16 protein-coding genes and 1 tRNA gene are annotated in these 21,876 nt (G+C 61.8%); 12 read left to right on the top strand and 5 right to left on the bottom strand.

Features of this window, described 5'->3' with window-relative positions; translation table 11 throughout:
- Positions 1-54: 54 nt before the first annotated feature.
- The 11 genes from T3A99_RS26725 (at position 55) to T3A99_RS26670 (ending at position 15,665) form a co-directional block, all read left to right on the top strand.
- Positions 55-504, top strand: a complete 450-nt coding sequence (locus T3A99_RS26725) for a type VI secretion system amidase effector protein Tae4 (protein ID WP_047226770.1) — start codon at positions 55-57, stop codon at positions 502-504.
- Positions 504-941 (top strand): hypothetical protein, encoded by a 438-nt coding sequence (locus T3A99_RS26720; protein WP_322834966.1) that lies wholly within the window; start codon positions 504-506, stop codon positions 939-941. Before T3A99_RS26725 ends, T3A99_RS26720 begins: the two co-directional genes overlap by 1 nt.
- Complete coding sequence (gene tssE, locus T3A99_RS26715; RefSeq protein ID WP_047226768.1) at positions 935-1,447, top strand: type VI secretion system baseplate subunit TssE; 513 nt, start codon at positions 935-937, stop codon at positions 1,445-1,447. The genes T3A99_RS26720 and tssE overlap by 7 nt, the downstream gene beginning before the upstream one ends.
- Positions 1,444-3,303 carry a type VI secretion system baseplate subunit TssF gene (gene tssF / locus T3A99_RS26710; protein ID WP_047226767.1) on the top strand — a complete coding sequence of 620 codons (1,860 nt, stop codon included), beginning with the start codon at positions 1,444-1,446 and terminating at the stop codon, positions 3,301-3,303. The genes tssE and tssF overlap by 4 nt, the downstream gene beginning before the upstream one ends.
- A complete protein-coding gene (tssG, locus tag T3A99_RS26705) occupies positions 3,267-4,319 on the top strand; it encodes a type VI secretion system baseplate subunit TssG (RefSeq protein ID WP_322834965.1) in 1,053 nt (350 codons plus the stop codon). The genes tssF and tssG overlap by 37 nt, the downstream gene beginning before the upstream one ends.
- On the top strand, positions 4,312-7,002 hold the full coding sequence (tssH, locus tag T3A99_RS26700) for a type VI secretion system ATPase TssH (RefSeq protein ID WP_047226765.1): 2,691 nt from the start codon (positions 4,312-4,314) through the stop codon (positions 7,000-7,002). Before tssG ends, tssH begins: the two co-directional genes overlap by 8 nt.
- 175 nt (positions 7,003-7,177) lie before the next feature.
- Positions 7,178-9,109, top strand: coding sequence for a type VI secretion system tip protein TssI/VgrG (gene tssI / locus T3A99_RS26690; protein ID WP_047226764.1), 1,932 nt, complete (start codon positions 7,178-7,180; stop codon positions 9,107-9,109).
- Positions 9,110-9,127: 18 nt separating this feature from the next.
- Complete coding sequence (locus tag T3A99_RS26685; RefSeq protein ID WP_047226763.1) at positions 9,128-9,562, top strand: DcrB-related protein; 435 nt, start codon at positions 9,128-9,130, stop codon at positions 9,560-9,562.
- A 12-nt stretch (positions 9,563-9,574) separates the two neighbouring features.
- A complete protein-coding gene (locus T3A99_RS26680; RefSeq protein WP_322834964.1) occupies positions 9,575-14,020 on the top strand; it encodes an RHS repeat-associated core domain-containing protein in 4,446 nt (1,481 codons plus the stop codon).
- A 1-nt stretch (position 14,021) separates the two neighbouring features.
- Positions 14,022-14,300 (top strand): hypothetical protein, encoded by a 279-nt coding sequence (locus T3A99_RS26675; protein ID WP_107323122.1) that lies wholly within the window; start codon positions 14,022-14,024, stop codon positions 14,298-14,300.
- A gap of 375 nt (positions 14,301-14,675) precedes the next feature.
- On the top strand, positions 14,676-15,665 hold the full coding sequence (locus tag T3A99_RS26670) for a GGDEF domain-containing protein (RefSeq protein ID WP_047226760.1): 990 nt from the start codon (positions 14,676-14,678) through the stop codon (positions 15,663-15,665).
- Between the two features lie 151 nt (positions 15,666-15,816).
- On the opposite strand, the gene T3A99_RS26665 is transcribed toward T3A99_RS26670, so the two are convergent.
- The 3 genes from T3A99_RS26665 to gabD form a co-directional block, all read right to left on the bottom strand.
- Positions 15,817-17,028: an HDOD domain-containing protein gene (locus T3A99_RS26665; protein WP_076383109.1), complete on the bottom strand. Its 1,212-nt coding sequence runs from the start codon at positions 17,026-17,028 to the stop codon at positions 15,817-15,819.
- Between the two features lie 148 nt (positions 17,029-17,176).
- Positions 17,177-18,457 carry a 4-aminobutyrate--2-oxoglutarate transaminase gene (gene gabT, locus T3A99_RS26660; protein WP_047226758.1) on the bottom strand — a complete coding sequence of 427 codons (1,281 nt, stop codon included), beginning with the start codon at positions 18,455-18,457 and terminating at the stop codon, positions 17,177-17,179.
- 175 nt (positions 18,458-18,632) lie between these two features.
- Positions 18,633-20,075 (bottom strand): NADP-dependent succinate-semialdehyde dehydrogenase, encoded by a 1,443-nt coding sequence (gabD, locus tag T3A99_RS26655; protein ID WP_076383110.1) that lies wholly within the window; start codon positions 20,073-20,075, stop codon positions 18,633-18,635.
- Positions 20,076-20,425: 350 nt separating this feature from the next.
- On the opposite strand from gabD, the gene T3A99_RS26650 reads away from it, so the two are divergent.
- Positions 20,426-20,502: transfer RNA gene (locus tag T3A99_RS26650), tRNA-Arg, on the top strand.
- 62 nt (positions 20,503-20,564) lie between these two features.
- On the opposite strand, the gene T3A99_RS26645 is transcribed toward T3A99_RS26650, so the two are convergent.
- Positions 20,565-21,185, bottom strand: a complete 621-nt coding sequence (locus T3A99_RS26645; RefSeq protein ID WP_107323125.1) for a hypothetical protein — start codon at positions 21,183-21,185, stop codon at positions 20,565-20,567.
- Entirely contained in the window at positions 21,182-21,754 is a 573-nt protein-coding gene (locus T3A99_RS26640) for an RNA polymerase sigma factor (RefSeq protein ID WP_322834963.1), read from the bottom strand. The genes T3A99_RS26645 and T3A99_RS26640 overlap by 4 nt, the downstream gene beginning before the upstream one ends.
- Between the last annotated feature and the right edge of the window lie 122 nt (positions 21,755-21,876).

Raw genomic sequence — 21,876 nt, 5'->3', positions numbered from 1 at the left:
GGGGGTGTTTGGTGCTTGCTCGAATCCAATCCTTTCCCACCCGGTATCTGAGTCATGGCCAAGCCTTCGTTTATCAATTTGTGGAACAGCTATCCGCCCTACCCGTCCGCCAGTCCGGCTTGCGACGGTCCCTATGTCAACCAGTGCGCTATTCGTATGAGCATCGCCTTGTGCGGAGAAAAGACCTTACCGGTCAACTCATCGACTTATACGCTGGATCCCAAATGCGCCCATGGACATGCCCGCGGCGCGGAGTCATTGGCCAACTGGCTATGGAGGAAGAACCGCCTAGGCCCACCGAAGGTCTACACCACCAGCGTGGCAGACCGCACAACACTGATGGGCAAAACCGGAATCATCTTCTTCAAAGACTGCTACCAACAGAACAGCGACACTGCCGGTCGACCTACTGGTGATCACATCGACCTGTGGAACCGTGGCCTGACCAAGAGCGGTGATCTGTTCTCAAGATCCAAGGCCATCTGGTTCTGGGAGCTTTCGTGATGCGCAGCCCTTTGTTTCTTTCGGCGCTGGCGGTAAGCCTCGTCAGTCTAAGCGCGTGCGCCGGGCAGGAAACAGTCGCTCCGGCAGCCCTGACGCAAGCAGTTTTCGTCGGATATCCGGTGAGCCTGATCGACGTTCAAGGTCGCTGCACGCTCGTTAAACCTGACCAGAGCCACCTGACGCTCGATATGGAATGGCCTTGCCAGTTCAGCCTGGGCCCGGACAAGCAACTGCGTGTGGAGACCTTCAACCAAGTGCCGATTTTCTTGGTCGAACGCAGCGAACACATGCCCGCTCCCAGCCGCGATTGCTTGACCAAAATTCAAGCAGTACGCCTGGTCAAGGAAACATTGGAGGTCTCGGATGTGAGCCAATTCGCCTCCTGCGGCCCTGGCCAATGGGATCAAAAAATGTATACGGCGCTCTTTCGGTGGTAACCGAAATCGCCACCCGCGATCGCCTGCAACCGTCCCTGTTGGACCGGTTGACCGACGACGATCCGAGCAACCCCAAGGAAAGCGCCGACAAGCGCGTGTTGTCGCTCACCCAGTTGAAAGCCTCGGTGCTGCGTGACCTGGCGTGGTTGCTCAACACCACATCGTTGCTCGATACCGACGCCACGCTGCACACCCCGGCAGGCACGTCTGTGGTCAATTTCGGGTTGCCGGCGCTGGCCGGCAACAGCGCATCGAACGTCGACCTTCCGGCCTTGGAAGCGTTGATCCACCAAGCCATCGCCACGTTCGAACCGCGCATCTTGCGCCACACCCTGAGGGTGCGAGCCCGAGCAACCGCCGAGATGAACCACAACGCCTTGAGTTTCGAGATCGAGGGTGACCTCTGGGCGCAGCCCGTGCCGCTGCGCCTGATGCTGCAAACCGACCTGGACCTGGAAACCGGCCACGTGCGCGTGGTCCAAGCCGACCAGCGGAGACGCCCATGAATCCGCGCCTGCTGGAGCTGTACAACCAGGAACTGCACCACGTGCGCGAAAGCGCGGCGGAGTTCGCCAAGGAATACCCCAAGATCGCCAGTCGGCTGACGTTGTCCGGGATGGACTGCGCCGACCCGTACGTCGAACGTTTGCTGGAAGGCTTCGCCTACCTGACGGCGCGGGTGCAGCTCAAGCTCGATGCCGAGTACCCGACCTTCACCCATAACCTGCTGGAAATCGCCTACCCCCACTATCTGGCGCCCACGCCGTCGATGACCGTGGTGCAACTGCAGACCGACCCCGATGAGGGCTCGCTGAGCGGCGGCTTTGCGCTGCCCCGGGACACCGTCCTGCGCGCCGCCCTGGGGCGTGAAACCCAGACCTGCTGCGAGTACCGCACCGCCCACGCGGTGACGCTGTGGCCGTTGCAGGTCAGCCAGGCCGAGTACTTCGGCAACCCGTCCGCCGTGCTCGGACGCCTGGCCGCCAGCGAACCGAAGGCCAAGGCCGGCCTGCGCCTGACCCTGCGTACAGGCGCCGAACTGCCGTTCAACAGCCTGCCCCTGGACAACCTGCCGCTGTACCTCAGCGGTGCCGACGAACAGCCCTTCCGTCTCTACGAACAACTGCTGAGCAATGCTTGCGCGGTGTTCGCCCGCAAGCCCGGCGGCGATTGGGTTGAACGCTTGCCTCAGGACGCGCTGTGCTCGCGGGGTTTCGACGATGCCGATGCCGCGCTGCCCGTGGTCTCGCGCGCCTTCCAGGGCTATCGCCTGTTGCAGGAATACTTCGCCCTGCCCCATCGGTTCCTGTTCGTCGACTTCACCCAATTGAGCCGCGCGGTCAAGCGCTGCGACGGTCAGGAGCTGGAGCTGATCGTGCTGTTCGACCGGCACGACCCGAGCCTGGAGGGCAGCGTCGGCGCCGCGCAGTTCCTGCCGTTCTGCACCCCGGCGATCAACCTGTTCCCCAAGCGCCTGGATCGCATCCACCTCTCGGAGCGGGTCAACGAACATCACGTCATCGCCGACCGCACCCGACCGATGGATTTCGAAGTGCATTCGCTGACCGGCCTCACCGGCCACGGCACCGGGCCGGAGCAGCCGTTCCTGCCGTTCTATGCCGTGCGCGATCCGTCCCGTTATGGCCGCGACCAGGCCTATTACACAATACGGCGTGAGCCACGAGTATTGTCCAGCGACCAACGACGCAACGGCCCGCGCTCGACCTACGTGGGCAGCGAAACCTTCGTCAGCCTGGTGGACAGCCAGCAGGCGCCCTATCGCCACGACCTGCGCCAACTGGGCGTGACGGCGCTGTGCACCAACCGCGACCTACCGCTGTTCATGAGTGTGGGCAACGGCAAGACTGATTTCACGTTGGCCGACAGCGCGCCCGTCGGCGCGATTCGTTGCGTCGCCGGCCCCAGTCGACCACGGGCCAGCCATGCCCACGACGCCAAGGCCTGGCGTTTGATCAGCCAGCTCTCGCTCAATTACCTGTCCCTGAGCGAGCAAGGCCAGGGCGCCGCCGCCCTGCGCGAACTGCTGCGCCTGTACGGCGACAGCAACGATGCGGCGGTGCAGTTGCAGATCGAAGGCCTGCGCGAAGTCAGCAGCAAGGCCTGCACCCGACGCCTGCCGATGCCCGGCCCGATCGTGTTTGGTCGGGGCCTGGAAATCACCCTGGAATTCGATGAAAACGCGTTTCGCGGCACTGGGGTGTTTTTGCTCGGTGCGGTGTTCGAGCGCTTCCTGGCACGCTACGTGTCGATCAACAGTTTTACCGAAACGGTGATCCGTACCACCGAACGCGGCGAGATCATGCGATGGAAAGCCAAGCCCGGACGTCGTCCGACCCTTTGAGTACCCTGGACGCGATGCACCAGGAGCCCTGGGAATACGACTTCTTCCAGGCCTTGCGCCGTATCGAGTGCGAATCCCCCGAGCTGCCGCGCCTGGGCCATTCATTGCGCCTGGCCGATGACCCGCTGCGCCTGGGGCAACAGGCCGAATGCACCTTCGCCCCGGCGACCCTGGCCTCGGTGCAACCGGGCCTCGACGGTGCGCCGGCACGCCTGGAGCAGTTCTTCTTCGGCCTCGGCGGCCCCAACGGCCCGCTGCCGCTGCACATCACCGAATACGTGCGCGAACGTCAGCGCAACAACGCCGACAGCACCAGCAAACGGTTCCTCGATGTGTTCCACCATCGCCTGCTCAGCCTATTCTACCGGGCCTGGGCCGAAGCGCGGCCAACGGTCAGCCATGATCGCCCGGACGATGACTACTGGTCGGCGCGCCTGGCCGCCCTCAGTGGTCGGGGCATGCCGAGCCTGCTCAAGCAGGGGCTGATCCCCGACACGGCGAAGCTGCATTACAGCGGCCACTTGTCGGCGCAAACCCGCTACCCGGACGGCCTGAAGGCCATCATCAGCGAGTACTTCAGCCTGCCGGTGGAGATCGAAGAATACGTCGGCCAATGGCTGGAACTGCCAGAACGCAGCCGCGTGGGCGTCAGCGCCCATCAGTTGGGCGTGGACTTTTGCCTGGGCCGCTACGTGTGGGATCGCCAGCACAAATTCCGCATTCGCCTGGGGCCACTCAAGCTCGATGACTACATGGGCATGTTGCCCGGCAGCCAACCCTTCAACGAGCTGGTGGCCTGGGTCGCCGAATACCTGGGCCATGAACTGGACTGGGACCTGAACCTGATCCTGGAACAACCCGAAGTACCGGCGCTGCAACTCAACGGTAGTTTGCGCCTGGGGTTCAACACCTGGTTGGGACGCCCCGAAACAGATGCCAAGGATTTAATACTGGCCCGGCATTACGCCGAACAGGCCAACACCTCACAGACCTCAAGGAGCCATGAGCATGGGTGAAATCAGTCGCGCCGCGTTGTTCGGCAAACTCAACAGCGTGGCCTACAAAGCCATCGAAGCCGCCACCGTGTTCTGCAAGTTGCGCGGTAACCCCTACGTGGAACTGGCCCACTGGTTTCATCAGTTGCTGCAACTGCAGGACTCGGACCTGCACCGCATCATCCGCCAGTTCAATATCGAGCCGGCACGCCTGGCCCGCGACCTGACCGAAGCCCTGGACCGCCTGCCACGGGGCTCGACCTCCATCACCGACCTGTCTTCCCACGTTGAAGAAGCCGTGGAACGCGGTTGGGTCTACGGCAGCCTGATGTTTGGCGAAAGCCAGGTGCGCACCGGTTACCTGGTGCTTGGTATTCTCAAGACGCCAAGCCTGCGCCATGCGTTGCTGGGGCTGTCGTCGGAGTTCGACAAGGTCAAGGTCGAGGCCTTGAGCGAGCGCTTTGACGAATACGTCGGCGACTCCCCGGAAAACGCCCTGACCGCCAGCGACGGTTTCAACGCCGGCGCCGTGCCGGGCGAAGCCAGCGGCGCCATGGCCCCCAGCGCCATGGGCAAACTGGAAGCCCTCAAGCGCTTCACCGTGGACCTCACCGAACAGGCGCGCAGCGGTAAGCTCGACCCCATCGTCGGTCGCGACGAAGAGATCCGCCAACTGGTGGACATCCTCATGCGCCGCCGGCAGAACAACCCGATCCTCACCGGTGAAGCCGGCGTGGGCAAGACCGCCGTGGTCGAAGGCTTTGCCCTGCGCATCGTCGCCGGCGACGTGCCGCCATCGCTCAAGGACGTGGAGCTACGCAGCCTCGATGTCGGCCTGCTACAGGCCGGCGCGAGCATGAAAGGCGAGTTCGAACAGCGCCTGCGTCAGGTCATCGAAGATGTCCAGGCGTCGCCCAAACCGATCATTTTGTTCATCGACGAAGCCCACACCCTGGTGGGCGCCGGTGGCGCTGCCGGCACGGGTGACGCGGCCAACCTGCTCAAGCCGGCCCTGGCCCGCGGCACCCTGCGCACGGTAGCGGCCACGACCTGGGCCGAGTACAAGAAGCACATCGAAAAAGACCCGGCCCTGACCCGGCGTTTCCAGGTGGTGCAAGTGGCCGAGCCGTCCGAAGACAAGGCGCTGCTGATGATGCGCGGCGTGGCCTCGACCATGGAAAAACACCATCAGGTGCAGATCCTCGACGAAGCCCTGGAGGCCTCGGTCAAACTGTCCCACCGCTACATCCCGGCGCGCCAGTTGCCGGACAAATCCGTGAGTCTGCTGGATACCGCCTGCGCCCGTGTCGCCATCAGCCTGCACGCGGTGCCGGCCGAAGTGGACGACAGCCGTCGGCGCATCGAAGCGCTGGAAACCGAGCTGCAAATCATCGCCCGTGAACACGCCATCGGCATTGCCATTGGCAGCCGTCAGACCCAGAGCGAAAACCTGCTGAGCGCCGAACGCGAACGCCTGGCCGAGCTGGAAGGCCGCTGGGCCGAAGAGAAAGCCTTGGTGGACGAGTTGCTCGCCACCCGTGCCACCCTGCGCGAGCGCGTCGGCGTGGTGGACAGCGAAGACAACAGCGAAGCTTGCGACAACGAAAGCCACGCCCTGCGCGAGCAACTGGTGGACCTGCAACAGCGCCTGACCGCGCTGCAAGGCGAAACCCCATTGATTCTGCCGACCGTGGACTACCAGGCCGTGGCCTCGGTGGTCGCCGACTGGACCGGTATCCCGGTGGGCCGCATGGCTCGCAACGAACTGGAAACGGTGCTCAACCTCGACCAGCACCTGAAAAAACGCATCATCGGCCAAGACCACGCCTTGCAGATGATCGCCAAGCGCATCCAGACCTCCCGCGCCGGCCTGGACAACCCGAGCAAGCCCATTGGCGTGTTCATGCTCGCCGGCACCTCTGGCGTGGGCAAGACCGAAACCGCCCTGGCCCTGGCCGAAGCCATGTATGGCGGCGAGCAGAACGTCATCACCATCAACATGAGCGAGTTCCAGGAAGCCCACACCGTGTCCACCCTCAAGGGCGCGCCACCGGGCTACATCGGCTATGGCGAAGGCGGCGTACTGACCGAAGCCGTGCGGCGCAAACCGTACAGCGTGGTGCTGCTGGACGAGGTGGAAAAAGCCCACCCGGATGTGCATGAGATTTTCTTCCAGGTGTTCGACAAAGGCGTGATGGAGGACGGTGAAGGCCGGGTGATCGACTTCAAGAACACCTTGATTCTGTTGACTACCAACGCCGGTACCGAACTGATTGCCCAGGTCTGCAAAGACCCGCAGAACGTGCCCGAGCCCGAGGACATCGCCAAGGCCCTGCGCCAGCCGCTGCTGGAGATTTTCCCGCCGGCCCTGCTGGGTCGCCTGGTGACGATTCCGTACTACCCGCTCAGCGACGAGATGCTCAAGGCCATCACCCGCCTGCAACTCAACCGCATCAAGAAGCGCGTAGAGAACACCCACAAAGTCGCCTTCGACTACGACGACGCGGTGATCGACCTGATCGTCTCGCGCTGCACCGAAACCGAAAGCGGCGGACGCATGATCGACGCCATCCTGACCAACAGCCTGCTGCCGGACATGAGCCGCGAGTTCCTGACCCGCATGCTCGAAGGCAAGGCGCTGGCCGGCGTGCGGATCAGCGCCCGGGATAACGAATTGCAGTACGATTTCAGCGACGCGGCCTGACGGTAAGGAACACCGTAAAACCCTGTGGGAGCGAGCTTGCTCGCGATAGCGCAAGTACATTCAACATCAATGTTGACTGATACGCCGCCATCGCGAGCAAGCTCGCTCCCACAGTGGCATCTTCCACAGTGGGGGTTGCGTTCCTTCAGCTATTACAACTTGCACGGGACACTCGATGTTATTCAACCAAGCCTCACGCCTGGCCAAAATCACCAGCCCCCTGGGACCTGAGGTGCTGTTGCTCAAGGACATGGGCGGCGGCGAAGAGCTGGGGCGGCTGTTCAACTACGAGTTGCAGTTGCACTCGCTGGACAACGCCATCGACCTCAACCAGGTGCTCGGCAAACCCATGTGCGTGAGCCTGCAACTGGACGGCGGCGGCGAGCGGCATTTCCACGGCATCGTTTCGCGCTTCAGCCAGAACGTTGACCAAGGCCAGTTCGCCAGTTACCAGGCGACCTTGCGGCCCTGGCTATGGCTGCTGACCCGTACCTCCGATTGCCGGATTTTCCAGAACCTGACCATCCCGCAGATCATCAAGCAGGTGTTTCGCGACCTGGGTTTTTCCGACTTCGAAGACGCCCTCAGCCGCCCCTATCGCGAGTGGGAATACTGCGTGCAGTATCGCGAAACCAGCTTCGATTTCGTCAGTCGCCTGATGGAACAGGAAGGGATCTACTACTTCTTCCGCCACGAACAGGGCCGTCATGTATTGGTGCTGGCCGACGCCTATGGTGCCCACACCACGGTGCCCGGCTACGGTTCGGTGCCCTACTACCCCAAGAACGAACAGCAGCGCGAGCGCGACCATATCCACGACTGGCACCTGGCCCAGGAAGTGCAGCCCGGCTCGCTGGAACTCAACGACTACGACTTCCAGCGCCCCAGCGCGCGCATCGACGTGCGTTCGGCCATGCCGCGCCCGCACACCGCCGGCGACTATCCGCTGTACGACTACCCCGGCACCTATGTCCAGAGCCAAGACGGCGAACACTACGCCCGCACCCGCATCGAAGCCTTGCAAACCCTGCACGAGCAAGTGGAGCTGGCCGGCAACGCTCGCGGCCTGGGCTCGGGCCACCTGTTCAGCCTCACCGGCTTCACCCGCCAGGACCAGAACCGCGAATACCTGATCGTCGGCGCCCGCTATTACGTGTCCCAGGAAAGCGGTGAAACCGGCGGCGGCGCGCCTTCGGCCCAGTTCGAAAGCAGCCTGACCTGCATCGTCGCCCAACAAAGCTACCGGCCGCTGCCCACGACCCATCGCCCCATCGTCAAAGGCCCGCAGACCGCGTTGGTGGTCGGCCCCAAGGGCGAGGAAATCTGGACCGATCAGTTCGGCCGGGTGAAGGTGCATTTCTACTGGGACCGTCACGACCAGTCCAACGAAAACAGCTCGTGCTGGATTCGCGTGTCACAGTCCTGGGCCGGGAAAAACTGGGGCTCGATGCAGATCCCGCGCATTGGCCAGGAAGTGATTGTCAGCTTCCTGGAAGGCGACCCCGACCGGCCGATCATCACCGGTCGCGTCTACAACGCCGAACAGACCGTGCCTTATGACCTGCCCGCAAACGCCACCCAGAGCGGCATGAAAAGCCGTTCGAGCAAGGGCGGCACCCCAGCGAATTTCAACGAAATCCGCATGGAAGACAAAAAAGGCGCCGAGCAGTTGTACATCCATGCCGAGCGCAACCAGGACATTGTGGTGGAGGTCGATGAAAGCCACTCGGTGGGTCACGACCGCAACAAGAGCATCGGCCACAACGAGACGGTGACCATCGGCAACAACCGCCTGCGCATCGTCAAGCAGGAAGACATCCTGTCGGTGGGCCTGCGCAAGACCGACAGCATCAGCCAGAGCTACGTCATTGAAGTGGGCGAGAACCTGCGCCTGGTCTGCGGCGAAAGCATTCTGGAGCTCAACGCCAGCGGCCAGATCAATTTGACCGGCGTGCAAATCAGCTTCTATGCCAGCGGCGATGCCGAATTCAACACCGGCGGCGTGCTGCACCTGAACAACGGCGGCGGCCCCGGTGCCACGCCCGACGGCCAGGGCGTCAAGGCCAGCATCGACGCCAATATCGCTGCCGCGTTCCCCAAGGGTTAACCTCGAGATTTATGCGCCATGACTTACCGCATCAATGAATTCCAGTTCCAGCTGCCGCCCAGCGAGTTGCTGGATGCAACGATCAACATCCTCAAGTTCCCTGAACTGGGCACCTCCTTGATCGTCAGCCGCAGCTTGCTGGCCGACGGCGAAACCCTGCAGAGCAACCTCGACGAGCAGCTCAAACGCCTGGAAAAACAGGTCCAGGACCTGCGCGCTCAACCGGGCGTCGCCGTGCGCCTGGGCGCCAATCAGGAAGTCGAAGGCATCGAGCTGCGCAGCCAGTTCAACAAGGGCAACGAAAAGGTCTTCCAGTTTCAGCTCGCCCTGGTACTGCCCGGCACGCGCAAGATGCTTGCCTTGAGCTACGTCAAAGCCGAGAAGCTCGGTGATGCTGAAGCAGCGCATTGGGCGACGATCAAGGGCTCGTTGTTGTTTGACGTTCCGGCTTGATGAGCGAACTGCATGTCTGACGCTCTCTGGGCCGCCCGGCTGGGCGATGCGCTGGACCACACCTCAATGATGGCTGACATTCTTGGAGGCGTGCTGGAGGTAGCAGCCAACATTGCGATTACCGCCCTAGCGACGGCTGCGGTGGTGGCGGCTACGGGCATCACAGTCGCCACAGGCGGGTTAGGTTGCTTCCTGCTCGGCGCCGTGGTGGGTGCCGTCGTTGGCCTTGCCATGAGCAAGACCGGGGCCGACGAAGGGCTGAGCAATATCTGCGAAGGCATTGGCAACGCGCTGTTCCCGCCCACGGTGCAAGCGAACATCCTCACCGGCTCAACCAACACCCTGACCAACAACATCCCAGCCGCTCGCGCCGCTGGGGCGATTCAATCCCATGTCGCACCAGCAGGCACCGAGCTTGAGGCACTTGAGCCGCAAGCCGAGCCCAGCTATCTGGACATGGCCGAGAACTTTTTCTCGCAGATGTGGCGCCCCACTGTTGCAACACCCGCGCCCGGCGCCGTACCCAAGCCGCTGGATATGATCGCGTGCATGAAACATCCGCCGATGCCGCCGCAGTTTTTGGCCGAAGGATCGGACAAAGTCACCATCAACGGCCAGCCAGCAGTGCGCAGCGGCGACCGCAGCACCTGCGATGCCAAGGTCGTGTCATCCGGGCTGATTTCACCCGATGTCACCATTGGCGGCGGCTCGGTGGTGGTGCGCGAGATTCGCAGCGGCAAGACTCCGGGCGTCGGTCTGGCAGTCACCGCGCTGCTGATGCTCAAGGGCGGCAAAGGCAAGTTCCTGAGTAACCTGCCGTGCATGCTGGTGGGCGGCGCGGCGTCGATGGCGGTCAGCAGCGCGATGGGCGCCGCGGCCAACGCTACTATGGGTTCGTCGAACCCGGTGCATGCCGCCACCGGGGCCAAAGTTCTGGGCGATGTCGAGGAGATGGACTTCGTCCTGCCCGGCATCTTGCCAATCGACTGGCAACGCTTCTACAACAGCCGCGACGAGCGCCGCGAAGGTATGTTCGGTGCGGGCTGGAGCGTAGCCTACGAGGTGCGCGTCGAGATCCTGCCTCACCCCGAGGGCGGTGAAACGCTGGTCTACACCGATGAACAGGGCCGGCGCATCGACATGGGTTCCATCCCTCTGGGCGGCGCCGTGTTCAGTCCCGGTGAAGGGCTCAGCGTACGACGGCATGCCAATGGCCAATTGCTGATCGACAGCTCAGACGGCCTGTACCGGTTGTTCGAACCCACCCCGGGCCATGCATCGCTGCTGCGCCTGAGTCAGTTGGGCGACCGCAATGACAACCGCATCTACCTCGACTACGACGACACAGGTCGGTTGGTACAGTTGCGAGACACCTTCGACCTGACCAGCATCGCGCTGGCGTACCACAAACGCTGGCCGCAACGGGTCAGCCGGATAGACCGGCTTTACGCTGATCAACGCCGTGAAGTGCTGATGCACTACGATTACGACGCCCAGGGTGATCTGACCGAGGTCCGTCAATCCAACGGTTACGTGAAACGCCGCTACGCCTACGATGCCGGACGGCGCATGGTAGAGCACCAACTGCCCACCGGGCTGCGCTGCTTTTACGAATGGGCCTTAATCGAAAAGCGAGAATGGCGGGTTGTTCGCCACTGGACCGACGCGGGCGACACTTACGCCTTTGACTACGACCTGGCTGCCGGGACTACGCGCATCACCGACGGTTTGAATCGCATCAGCACCCGTCGCTGGGATAGGCGGTATCAGATCACCGAAGCCACCGATGCCCTGGACCGTACCTGGGCCTTCCAGTGGAACGAGGAAAGCCAGTTGGTGGCGGCAACCGCCCCCAACGGCGGACAACATCAATTCAGTTATGACGAGGCGGGTAACCTTTGCCAGACGTCTGACCCACTCGGACGCAGCGAGTCAACACTGTGGCTCGAACACTGGGCGCTGCCCCTGACCGAAACCGATGCCGCGGGCAATACCTGGCAGTACCGCTATGACTCGCGTGGCAACCGCATTCGCGAAACCGATCCGTTGGGCAACGTCACCCGCTATCGCCATGACGCCCACGGTCAGGTGGTGGAAGTTGTCGACGCCATCGGCAAACGCAAAACCATGCGTTGGACGCCCCTTGGCCAGCTCAGCGAGCACACTGATTGTTCCGGCTACACCACACGGTTCAGTTATTGCGAGCGCGGGACGTTGCTCAGCAGCACCGACGCACTGGGGGAACGGACGCTTTTCAGCTATGACGACCAAGGCAGGCTGCTGACCAAGCAATTACCGGACGGACGTACCGAGCAATATCAGCGCGATGCGAGCGGCCAGTTGATCGGCTACAGCGACCCCGCCGGGCACACTACGCATTTCCAGCACACCCTCAATGGGCAACTGCGCGTGCGTACCGACGCGCATGGTCGACGGGTAGAGCTGAGCTACGACAACTACGGCCGCCTGCTGGCGCTGACCAACGAAAACGGTGAATGCTACCGGTTTGCCTGGGACGCTGGCGACCGTTTGACCGCCCAGCACAGCCTGGACGGCAGCCTCAAACGCTACGCCTACGACCCACTGGACAACGTCACCCGCATGGAAGTGCTCGCGGTTGCGGGCAGCACCGACCTGGACCTCGCGCCGCAAGCATCGATCACCCATGAGCTGGAGCGCGACGCAATGGGTCGGCTGGTGGCCAAAGTCACTACAGACGGGCGCACCGAGTACCGCTATGACGCGCTCGATCAGGTCAACGCCATCACCTTCACCGCGCTTACCGGTGAGCAGCAAAGCATCGGCTTGAACTACGACGCTCTTGGGCAACTGATCGCCGAGCAAGGCTGGGCCGGACGCCTGGAGCATCGCTACGATGAGCTGGGCAATCTGACCCAGACGCGGCTCCCCGATGGTCGCTGGCTAAACCGCCTGCATTACGGCAGCGGCCACCTGCACCAGATCAACCTTGACGGCCAGGTCATCAGCGACTTCGAACGCGACCGCCTGCACCGTGAAGTGCTGCGCACCCAAGGGCGCCTCAGCACCCGCAGCGAATACGACCGCAGCGGTCGCCTGCGCGCACGCCAACGTCGGCAACAGGGCCAGTCCGCGCTGTTACCACCGGCGGCGCAATCACTGTTTGGCTATGACAGCAGTGATCAACTGGTAGAACGCTTCGACAGCCAGCCTGACGCCCCTCATCGCCATCTGCTGCACTACGACGCCACCGGACGCATTCTCGCCAGCCAGGACAACCTCCAGGGCCAGCGTGAAGGCTTCGCCTATGATCCGGCCGCCAACTTGCTCGATAGCCTGGGCACCGAACGGGTCGCTCATAACCGTTTGCTGACCTATCAGGACAAGCGCTACCGCTATGACGGTTTCGGCCGCATGGTGGAAAAGCGCAGCGCCCGGCGGGGTGTCCAGCGCATGCGCTACGACGCCGAACAGCGTTTGGTGGAGGTTAGAAACGATAACGGCTCGGTCGTGAAAATGACCTACGACCCGCTGGGCCGGCGCATCGAAAAAGCCGAATACGACCGCCATGCCACCCTGCTTAGCCGCACCCGCTTCACCTGGGATGCACTGCAACTGTTGCAGGAACACCGCGACAACCAGACCAGCCTGTACATCTACGCCGACGACAGCCACGAACCGTTGGCAAGGGTCGACGGCCTGGGTGAACACCAGAAAATCCGTTACTACCACAACGACTCCAACGGTCTGCCCGAACAACTCTCGGAAGCCGACGGACACACTCTTTGGCGGGCCCGTTACCAGGTGTGGGGCAACACCGTAGAAGAGCTACGCGAACCGTATTACATCGAAGAGCAGAACCTGCGTTTCCAGGGCCAATACCTGGACCGGGAAACCGGGCTGCACTACAACACCTTGCGCTTCTACGACCCGGACATCGGTCGCTTTACCACACCGGACCCCATCGGTTTGGCCGGTGGGCTGAACCTCTACCAGTACGCGCCAAACCCGGTGAGCTGGATCGACCCCTCGGGTCTGATGAAGTGCTCGACGCCACCTAAGGGCCGCAAGGTCAACCGGACGGTTTATCGCTTTGAAGAGCCAGGACGGATCAGCACAACCTGGACGGCGCACAAGTGGAACGTTGCCTCCAGACATCGTTACACCGCCCCCGGACTGGGTGGTGTCTATGGCGCCAACTCACGCAAGACCGCCATGGGCGAGGTCAACCACTGGGGTGTGGACCTTTCCACCCGGGTGTTGGTAAGCAAGAAAGTGCAACTCAACAACGTTCTGGATCTGACCCGGGCTGATGTGCGTAAACAACTGGGGGTTTCGCTAAAGAGCATTACCGGCAACAAATACACCCAGACTCATCAAATAGGCGCCTGGGCCAAGGCCAATGGTTATGATGGGATCCTGGCACCGTCGGCGCGAAACCCGACCGGCAGCAACTTGATTTCCTTTGCAGGTTTTTAAAATGGGACTGGAAGACGAATACGTCGGCGATGCCGATTGGCAAACTTTCGTGCGGTTGTACGAAGAGGACTACCTCGACGACAACGCCCGCATGCTGGCCAAGGCCATGGATGACAACCTCGACATGGCAGTGGTGCTCTACGGAAAAAGGGGGCTCAAGGAAGGGTTCTGGTGGCTGGAACAGACCGTGCCCGCCCTGGGTAACAAACGCCCGGCCGATTGTCTCAAGACCCCGAAACTGATCAAGCGTCTGAGAATGGCCTTGATGAGCATGCCCTGATACGCCAGTAGCGTGTTGGAGAACGTCACCCCGCGATGGCCTCTACCCCCTAAGAATTTCGCCGGAAAGCCCTCATGCTTTGGCCTACGAGAGACGCCATGAGCCTGAAACAAGAGTTCGTTGCCTTCACGGCAACCCGGCAGCAACAAACCTGCGCCGTGGTCTTGATCGCAGGTGGCGCATCCAGGTGAACGAAAGATCAGGATCAAAAGATCGCAGCCTTCGGCAACTCCGACACTGCACCCCGCCCTTCGTCGCCTGAAAAGGAACTTCGCCCCGAATCCCTTATCTCAAAGAGCACTTCGCCATACTGGCGGGCTTTGGAGCAAGCGCGTGCCAATCCACAGCAGTGCACGTTCTTTGAGATTTGTGCCGATGGTCGACAAGAACCTACAGGATTCGTCCCAACCTCACTGGCCCGAAGCGGCCCAGACGCTCATGGCGCTGATGCACGCCCAGGGCGAAGTCGCGCGCCTGAGCGAGCGTGAGCAGCTATTCAGCTCATTGCTGGTCAGCGTCAACGCGGTGCTCTGGGCGTTCAACTGGGAAACCCGACAGGTCCTGTATGTCAGCCCCGCCTATGAACGAATCTTCGGTCGGCCGGCAGGTCTGGTGCTGGCTGATTTCAATGAATGGCGCGACGCAATCTACCCCGACGACCTCGAATACGCGGAGCGCAGCCTGGCCGAAGTGCTGGTCAAAGGTGCCGTGGAGGATCGTGAGTACCGCATCATCGCTGCCAATGGCCAGATCCGCTGGCTGAGCGACAAATGCTTCATCAACCGTAAGGCTGAGTCGGGGCAACCGGTGATCGTGGTGGGCATTGCCGAAGACATCACTGAAAAGAAGCTGCTGGAAAGCGAACTGCAACGACTGGCAACCACCGACGTTCTGACTCAGAGCAGCAATCGCCGCCACTTCTTCGAATGCGCTCACCGTGAATTCGAGCAGGCACGACTGCAGGGCACACCCATGGCGTTCCTGTTGCTGGACATCGATGATTTCAAAGTGATCAACGACACCTACGGTCATCAGGAAGGCGATAACGTGCTGCAGAAAATCGCCGAAAGCGGACGTTCCGTTCTCAGACGCGGTGATCTGTTTGGACGAATCGGTGGTGAAGAATTCGCCGCGGTGTTCCCTGGCTGTGCCCCGGACATGGCACTGCAAGTCGCCGAGCGTCTGCAGCGCGAGATTCAGCGCCTGGCTTTCCGCAGCGGGGAGAAAGGCTTCGGCATCACCGTCAGCCAAGGCTTGACCAGCCTTACCGCCGAAGATCAGAGCCTCGACACCCTGTTCTCCCGCGCCGATGCGGCCATGTACGAAGCCAAGCGCCAGGGGAAAAATCGCATCATTGCGGCTTGAGCAATCTCGTCGCCAAGGCGTCAGCAAAACTCCAGTCATACCCCCTGTGGGAGCGAGCCTGCTCGCGATGGCGGACTGACAGCCAGCGCATCGGTGAATGGCACACCCCTCATCGCGAGCAGGCTCGCTCCCACAGGGTTGGTCAGCGGCCTTACTTGCGGCGCAATCGCATCAACTCCGGCAATCCGATCTTCAGCAAACGCGCCGTGCGCCCACGGGCCAGCTCTTCCAGCCCTTCATGCTCGGTCAGATGGGCCATTTGCGCCGCCATGTTCATCACCAGTGCCTCGCGGGAGTAAACCCCGCCGCCCAGGCCATAGGCCGCCGCAATCAACTCCCGCAGCTCCAGCGGCAGACGCCAGCGGGTGCGCAGCGCGGAACCGAAGCTGGCACCGAACTGATCTAGCAAATTGCCCACCTCCTCCGATTCGTCGAGCTCGCCGCCGGCCTGCGTCCATTCCTCCAGGCATCGCAACAACGCCAAGTCCCCCAAGCGATGCAACAACCCGGCGCAATAGCAACGCTCCTGCTCCAGATCCAGCAGCCGCGCCAGCATCCGGGCGTACTCACCGGTGTGCAGCGACAACTCCCAGTAACGCTCGGCATAGTCCGCCAGACACGGGACACTGAGCCGGGCACAGCGCTTGAGGGTCAGCCCCAGAATCAGGTTCATGCTCTGCCCGGTACCAAGCTGATGCAGCGACTGCGCGACCGTCTGCACCAGGCCGCCGCCCTGATGCTGCGCAGCGCTGTTGGCCGCAGCAATCAGCACGGCGGTAATTTGCGGGTCGGTGCGGATTTCTTCTTCCAGCAGTTTCAGGTCCAGACCGCCGGGGTTGAGGCTGCGCTTGACTGCCACTTGCACATCGGTCATCAGCGGCGCGCCTTCGGAAGAATCACGTCGACGCTCCAGAAAGGTTGTCAGGGTCTGCTCCGGGGCTGACACGTCGGTGGAGCAATCCTCTGCGCTGCTCAACAGTAGCCCCTGCAAACGCTGGGTCAGGTCTTCCCGGTTCAAGGGTTTGGTCAGGTAGGCCGCAGGCGCCAGCGGCAAGACCTCACGTACGCTGGCGCTGTCGTTGCGCCGGCTCATGAGAATGAACGGCAACACCGGTTTTCGATGCTGCTGGCGAAGGCCCCGCAGGATGCTCAGGCCATCGACGCCCGGCAATTCCCAATCGGCGATCACCAGGTCATAGGCGTTGTGCGCAAGCAGATTCAGGGCCTGCTGGCCCTCGCCGCACGTATCCACCCGGGCATCGCAGCGTATGCCCGATAGCACCTGCTCAAGCAGCTCCCGAGACACCGGATCGGCCTCGGCGATCAACACACGGGGTACAGCGGGTAAATCCACGGCAGTCATGCAGCATCGCTCCCTCGCAATACTTGCACCTTAGCCAATGGTGGCCGTTGCAGACAGCTCTACCCTTGGGAATATGTTCCCGAATATGAAAAAACCCGCTGCGAAGCGGGTTTTTTGTGGGTCAGCGCACAGCTCAGGGCTCGTACAATCAGAGCTCGGAGAAGCACTCTTCGATGATTGCCAAGCCTTTGTCCAATTGCTCGTCTGGCGAGGTCAGCGGTACCAGCACCCGCAGGACGTTGCCGTAGGTGCCGCAGGACAGCAGGATCAAGCCCTTGTCGCGGGCCTTGGCCACAACCTGAGCCACGGCCGCCGCGTTCGGCTTGTGGGTATCGCCATTTTCGAACAACTCCACGGCGATCATCGCACCCAGGGCACGGACTTCGCCGATGACCGGGTATTTCTTCTGGATGGCCTTGAGGCCAGTCACCAGACGCTCGCCCACCGCCTTGCAGCGATCCAGCAAGTGCTCTTCCTCAAACACCTCCATCACCGCCAGCGCAGCAGCGCAGGCAATCGGGCTGCCGGCGTAGGTGCCACCCAGGCCACCAGGGGCAATAGCGTCCATGTACTCGGCCTTACCGCAGACACCGGCCAACGGGAAACCGCCGGCGATGGATTTGGCGAAAGTCGTCAGGTCGGCGGCAACACCCATTTGTTCCATGGCGAAGAAGGTGCCAGTCCGACCGGCGCCGGTCTGTACTTCGTCAGCGATCAGCAGAATGCCGTGCTGATCACAGAGGGCGCGCAGGCGCTTCATGAATTCCTTGGGCGCCACGTAGAAACCACCCTCGCCCTGTACTGGCTCGATGATGATTGCCGCGATGTCACGTGGTTCGGCGTCGTTCTTGAAAATACGCTCGATGCTGGCAATGGAGTCGTCGATGCTCACGCCGTGCAGTTCGTTCGGGTACAGCGCGCGGAAGATGCCGCCGGGCATCAGGCCCATGCCGGCCGAATACGGCACGACTTTACCGGTCAGGCCCAGGGTCATCATGGTGCGGCCGTGGTAGGCACCGGTGAAGGCAATTACACCGGCGCGACCCGTGGCGGCGCGAGCGATTTTTACCGCGTTCTCCACCGCTTCGGAACCGGTGGTCACCAGCAGGGTTTTCTTGGCGAAATCACCCGGCACCTTCGCGTTGATTTTTTCGCACAGTTCCACATACGGCTCGTAAGCCAGCACCTGGAAGCAAGTGTGGGTCAGCTTGTTCAGCTGTTCGGTCACGGCGGCGATGATTTTCGGATGTACGTGGCCGGTGTTCAGCACCGCGATACCGCCCGCGAAGTCGATGAATTCACGGCCTTCAACGTCGGTTACCGTGGCATTCTTCGCCGATTCGGCGAAGATCGGGTGAATCTGGCCAACACCGCGTGGTACAGCGGCTTCGCGGCGTTTCATCAGGGAAGCGTTGGTCTTGTTGCTCATTGAATATGTCCTCATTCGCCGCTCATCGGTCGGCGTGGGTCAAGGCGTACATGGACGGGAGGCAACTGCGACAGCATGCGATGATCGACTGTCACAGCGTTCCGGCCACAAGAAACAGAACGGGTGAAACGCGCAAAGGGACAGCGCTCTCGTGCCCTTTGCGCTTGCAGCAGAATCAGATACCGAGGCAGAGGTATTTGATTTCCAGGTAATCCTCGATGCCGTACTTGGAGCCTTCACGGCCCAGGCCCGAGGCCTTGATGCCGCCGAACGGCGCGACTTCGTTGGAGATCAACCCGGTGTTGACGCCAACCATGCCGTATTCCAGGGCTTCGGCCACGCGGAACACACGGCCCAGGTCGCGGGCATAGAAGTACGAGGCCAGGCCGAACTCGGTGTCGTTGGACATCGCGATCACTTCGGCTTCGTCTTTGAAGCGGAACAGCGGCGCCAACGGGCCGAAGGTTTCTTCCTTCGCCACGGCGGCACTCGAGGGTACGTTGGTCAGGATAGTCGGCTCGAAGAAGTTGCCTTCCATGGCCTTGCCACCAGCCAGCACGGTCGCGCCTTTGCTGACCGCATCAGCGATGTGCTCTTGCACCTTGGCAACTGCCTTGCCGTCGATCAAGGGACCGGTGGTGGTGCCATCTTCCAGACCATTGCCGATCTTGAGCTTGGCGACTGCCACTTTGAGTTTTTCAGCGAAGGCGTCGTACACCGAATCCTGGATGTACAGACGGTTGGCGCAGACGCAGGTCTGACCGTTGTTGCGGTATTTGGAAATGATTGCGCCTTCGACGGCCTTATCCAGGTCCGCGTCGTCGAACACGATGAACGGCGCGTTGCCGCCCAGTTCCAGGGAGACTTTCTTGATGTCCTTGGCACATTCGGCCATCAACTGACGACCGATTTCGGTCGAGCCGGTGAACGACAGCTTGCGCACGATCGGGTTGCTGGTCAGCTCGCCGCCGATGTCGCCGGCACTGCCGGTGACCACGCTCAGCACGCCCTGCGGGATGCCGGCACGGTGGGCCAGCTCAACCAGCGCCAGCGCCGAGAACGGGGTTTGCGAAGCCGGCTTGATGACCATGGTGCAGCCCGCGGCCAGAGCCGGGCCGGCCTTGCGGGTGATCATCGCAGCCGGGAAATTCCATGGGGTAATGGCAGCAGTCACACCGATTGGCTGCTTGATCACGATCAGGCGCTTGTCGGGCTGGTGGCCAGGAATCACATCACCGTAGATGCGCTTGGCTTCTTCGGCGAACCATTCGATAAACGAGGCGGCGTAAACAATTTCGCCCTTGGCTTCGGCCAGCGGCTTGCCCTGTTCCAGGGTCATCAGGCGACCGAGGTCATCCTGGTTTTCGATCAGCAATTCGTACCAGCGGCGCAGCTTGTTGGCGCGCTCTTTGGCGGTGAGGGCGCGCCAGGCCGGCAACGCCTTGTCGGCGGCTTCAATCGCCCGCCGGGTTTCGGCAGCGCCCATCTTCGGCACCGTGCCCAGCACTTCACCCGTTGCCGGGTTGGTAACCTTGATCGTCTGACCATTGTCCGCGTCGACCCAAGCGCCATCGATAAAGGCTTGCTGGCGGAACAACTGGGTGTCTTTAAGCTGCATGTCGGCTTTCCTTAACAGCACCGCGCGCGCGCGGAGCGAATTAGATTTGTAGAAAGGCGCCTCAGGGGCTGCCGTCAGGGAAATCATCCACCGGGCTGAAGCACAGAAATAACGCACATAAGCACAGACGTGCGGTTCAGCACCCAGACAAGAGCGTTTGAAATCTCAAACGAATCCTAGGGCCGATGGGGGGGGAAGGACAATAGGCTGTTCGAAAAAAAGAACAAAAAACCTGAATTTGCCTGCTTTTTCTGATCAGCGTAGCCCATACCCACCTATGCTTATGAAAACACCGGCAAATCAGCAGCATGGACGCCCGCATTGCATATGAGTATCATGGCGCCCGCGTCGCACCAGTAGCTCAGCTGGATAGAGTACTGCCCTCCGAAGGCAGGGGTCGTGGGTTCGAATCCCGCCTGGTGCACCATCTGCAGAATCAAAAGCCCCAGGTCTTGCGACCTGGGGCTTTTTTGTGGACGCTGATTTCACTCAACGCTTGCGCAACGCCTCCAACCGCGCCGGCAAGTCCTCCTCGGGAAAGCGCTGATGCAGCGCCAGCAGCTTTTCATCAGCAGCCTTGTCCTCACCCGCCTCGCGCAAGCGCAGGATTTCCAGCAGTTCCTGCTCCAGCGACGGCCGTGCAGCGGGCACGCGTTTGCTCATTTTCGCCGCAGGCTTTTCCGCCAAGGCGTGGTCAGCGCTTGCCGGGGCTTGAGCGATTTCGCCCTGGGGTGCTGCCATGCGGGCTATCGGCGCGGGAGCGGACATGGCGGGCGGCGGTGCGGCGGCGACCGCGGACTCCTGTCGATTGGCGGAAAACTCCATCGGAGCTGGCGCGGACAGGTCGCTCTGAGGTACTGGCGAGCGAACCACCAGACCGATCATCAACGCGACCCCGGCGACCGTGGCGAATGCCATCTGCCAGCGCGGCCATTGGCAGGCCTGTAGCCAGCGTTTCCACAGACTGGGCGTAGGCGTCGGGGCTTCGCGACGGGCGGCAGCCAGGATGAAAGCGTCCAGGGACACGGGCGGTTCGCCGCTGGTGTGTTGGCGAAAATGCTCGATCAGCATTTCGTCATCGGGCTTCGGGGTGTGTTTGGAATCAATCATGCGGGTACCTCCTCGGCCAGCAGTCGATGCAATTTCTGCTGGGCGTAACGCAAGCGGCTTTTTACCGTTTCCAGCGGGGCGCCGGTCAGGGCGGCGATCTGCGGCAGCTCCAGGTCGCCGTGCAGTCGCAGCAGGAAGACTTCCCTCTGGTCTTCGGGCAAGGCTTGCAACGCGGCGTCCAGGCGGGCCTGATCGCGACTCAGGCTCAACTGCTGTTCGGGGTTGCTGGTGTCGTCGGGCTGGACATGAACCTGTTCGTCGTAACTGTCGTGCAGCGGGTTGCGGACACCGTGTTTGCGCCAGTGATCAATCAAGCGGTTGCGGGCAATCTGGAACAACCATGTACGAAAACTCGCCCGTCCTTGTGGCTGGGTAGTGCTGCGGATCAGGCTGAGCCAAGTTTCCTGGAAGACTTCCTCGGCCAGTTCGGCTTTGTTGCTCAAGGACACCAGAAAACGATATAGCCCCTGTCGATGGCGGGCGTACAGGACTTCAAAACACGCCCCGTCGCCATCGCGGTAGCGGGCCAGCAGCGATTCGTCGCTGGGACAATCATGCGGAGCGGGCATGTCGGTGACGAACTCCTTTGCGGTCAACACAGTTCTGGCAGGCGACAAGAGAATACCGTGGGAGCGAGCCTGCTCGCGATTGCGTCGGATCAGTCAATAATGATCGTGATCGATCCACCGCT

Origin of the sequence: Pseudomonas sp. N-137 (assembly GCF_034555295.1) — a bacterium.
GTDB lineage: Bacteria > Pseudomonadota > Gammaproteobacteria > Pseudomonadales > Pseudomonadaceae > Aquipseudomonas > Aquipseudomonas rhizophila.
This window is presented reverse-complemented; position numbering and strand designations above follow the sequence as displayed.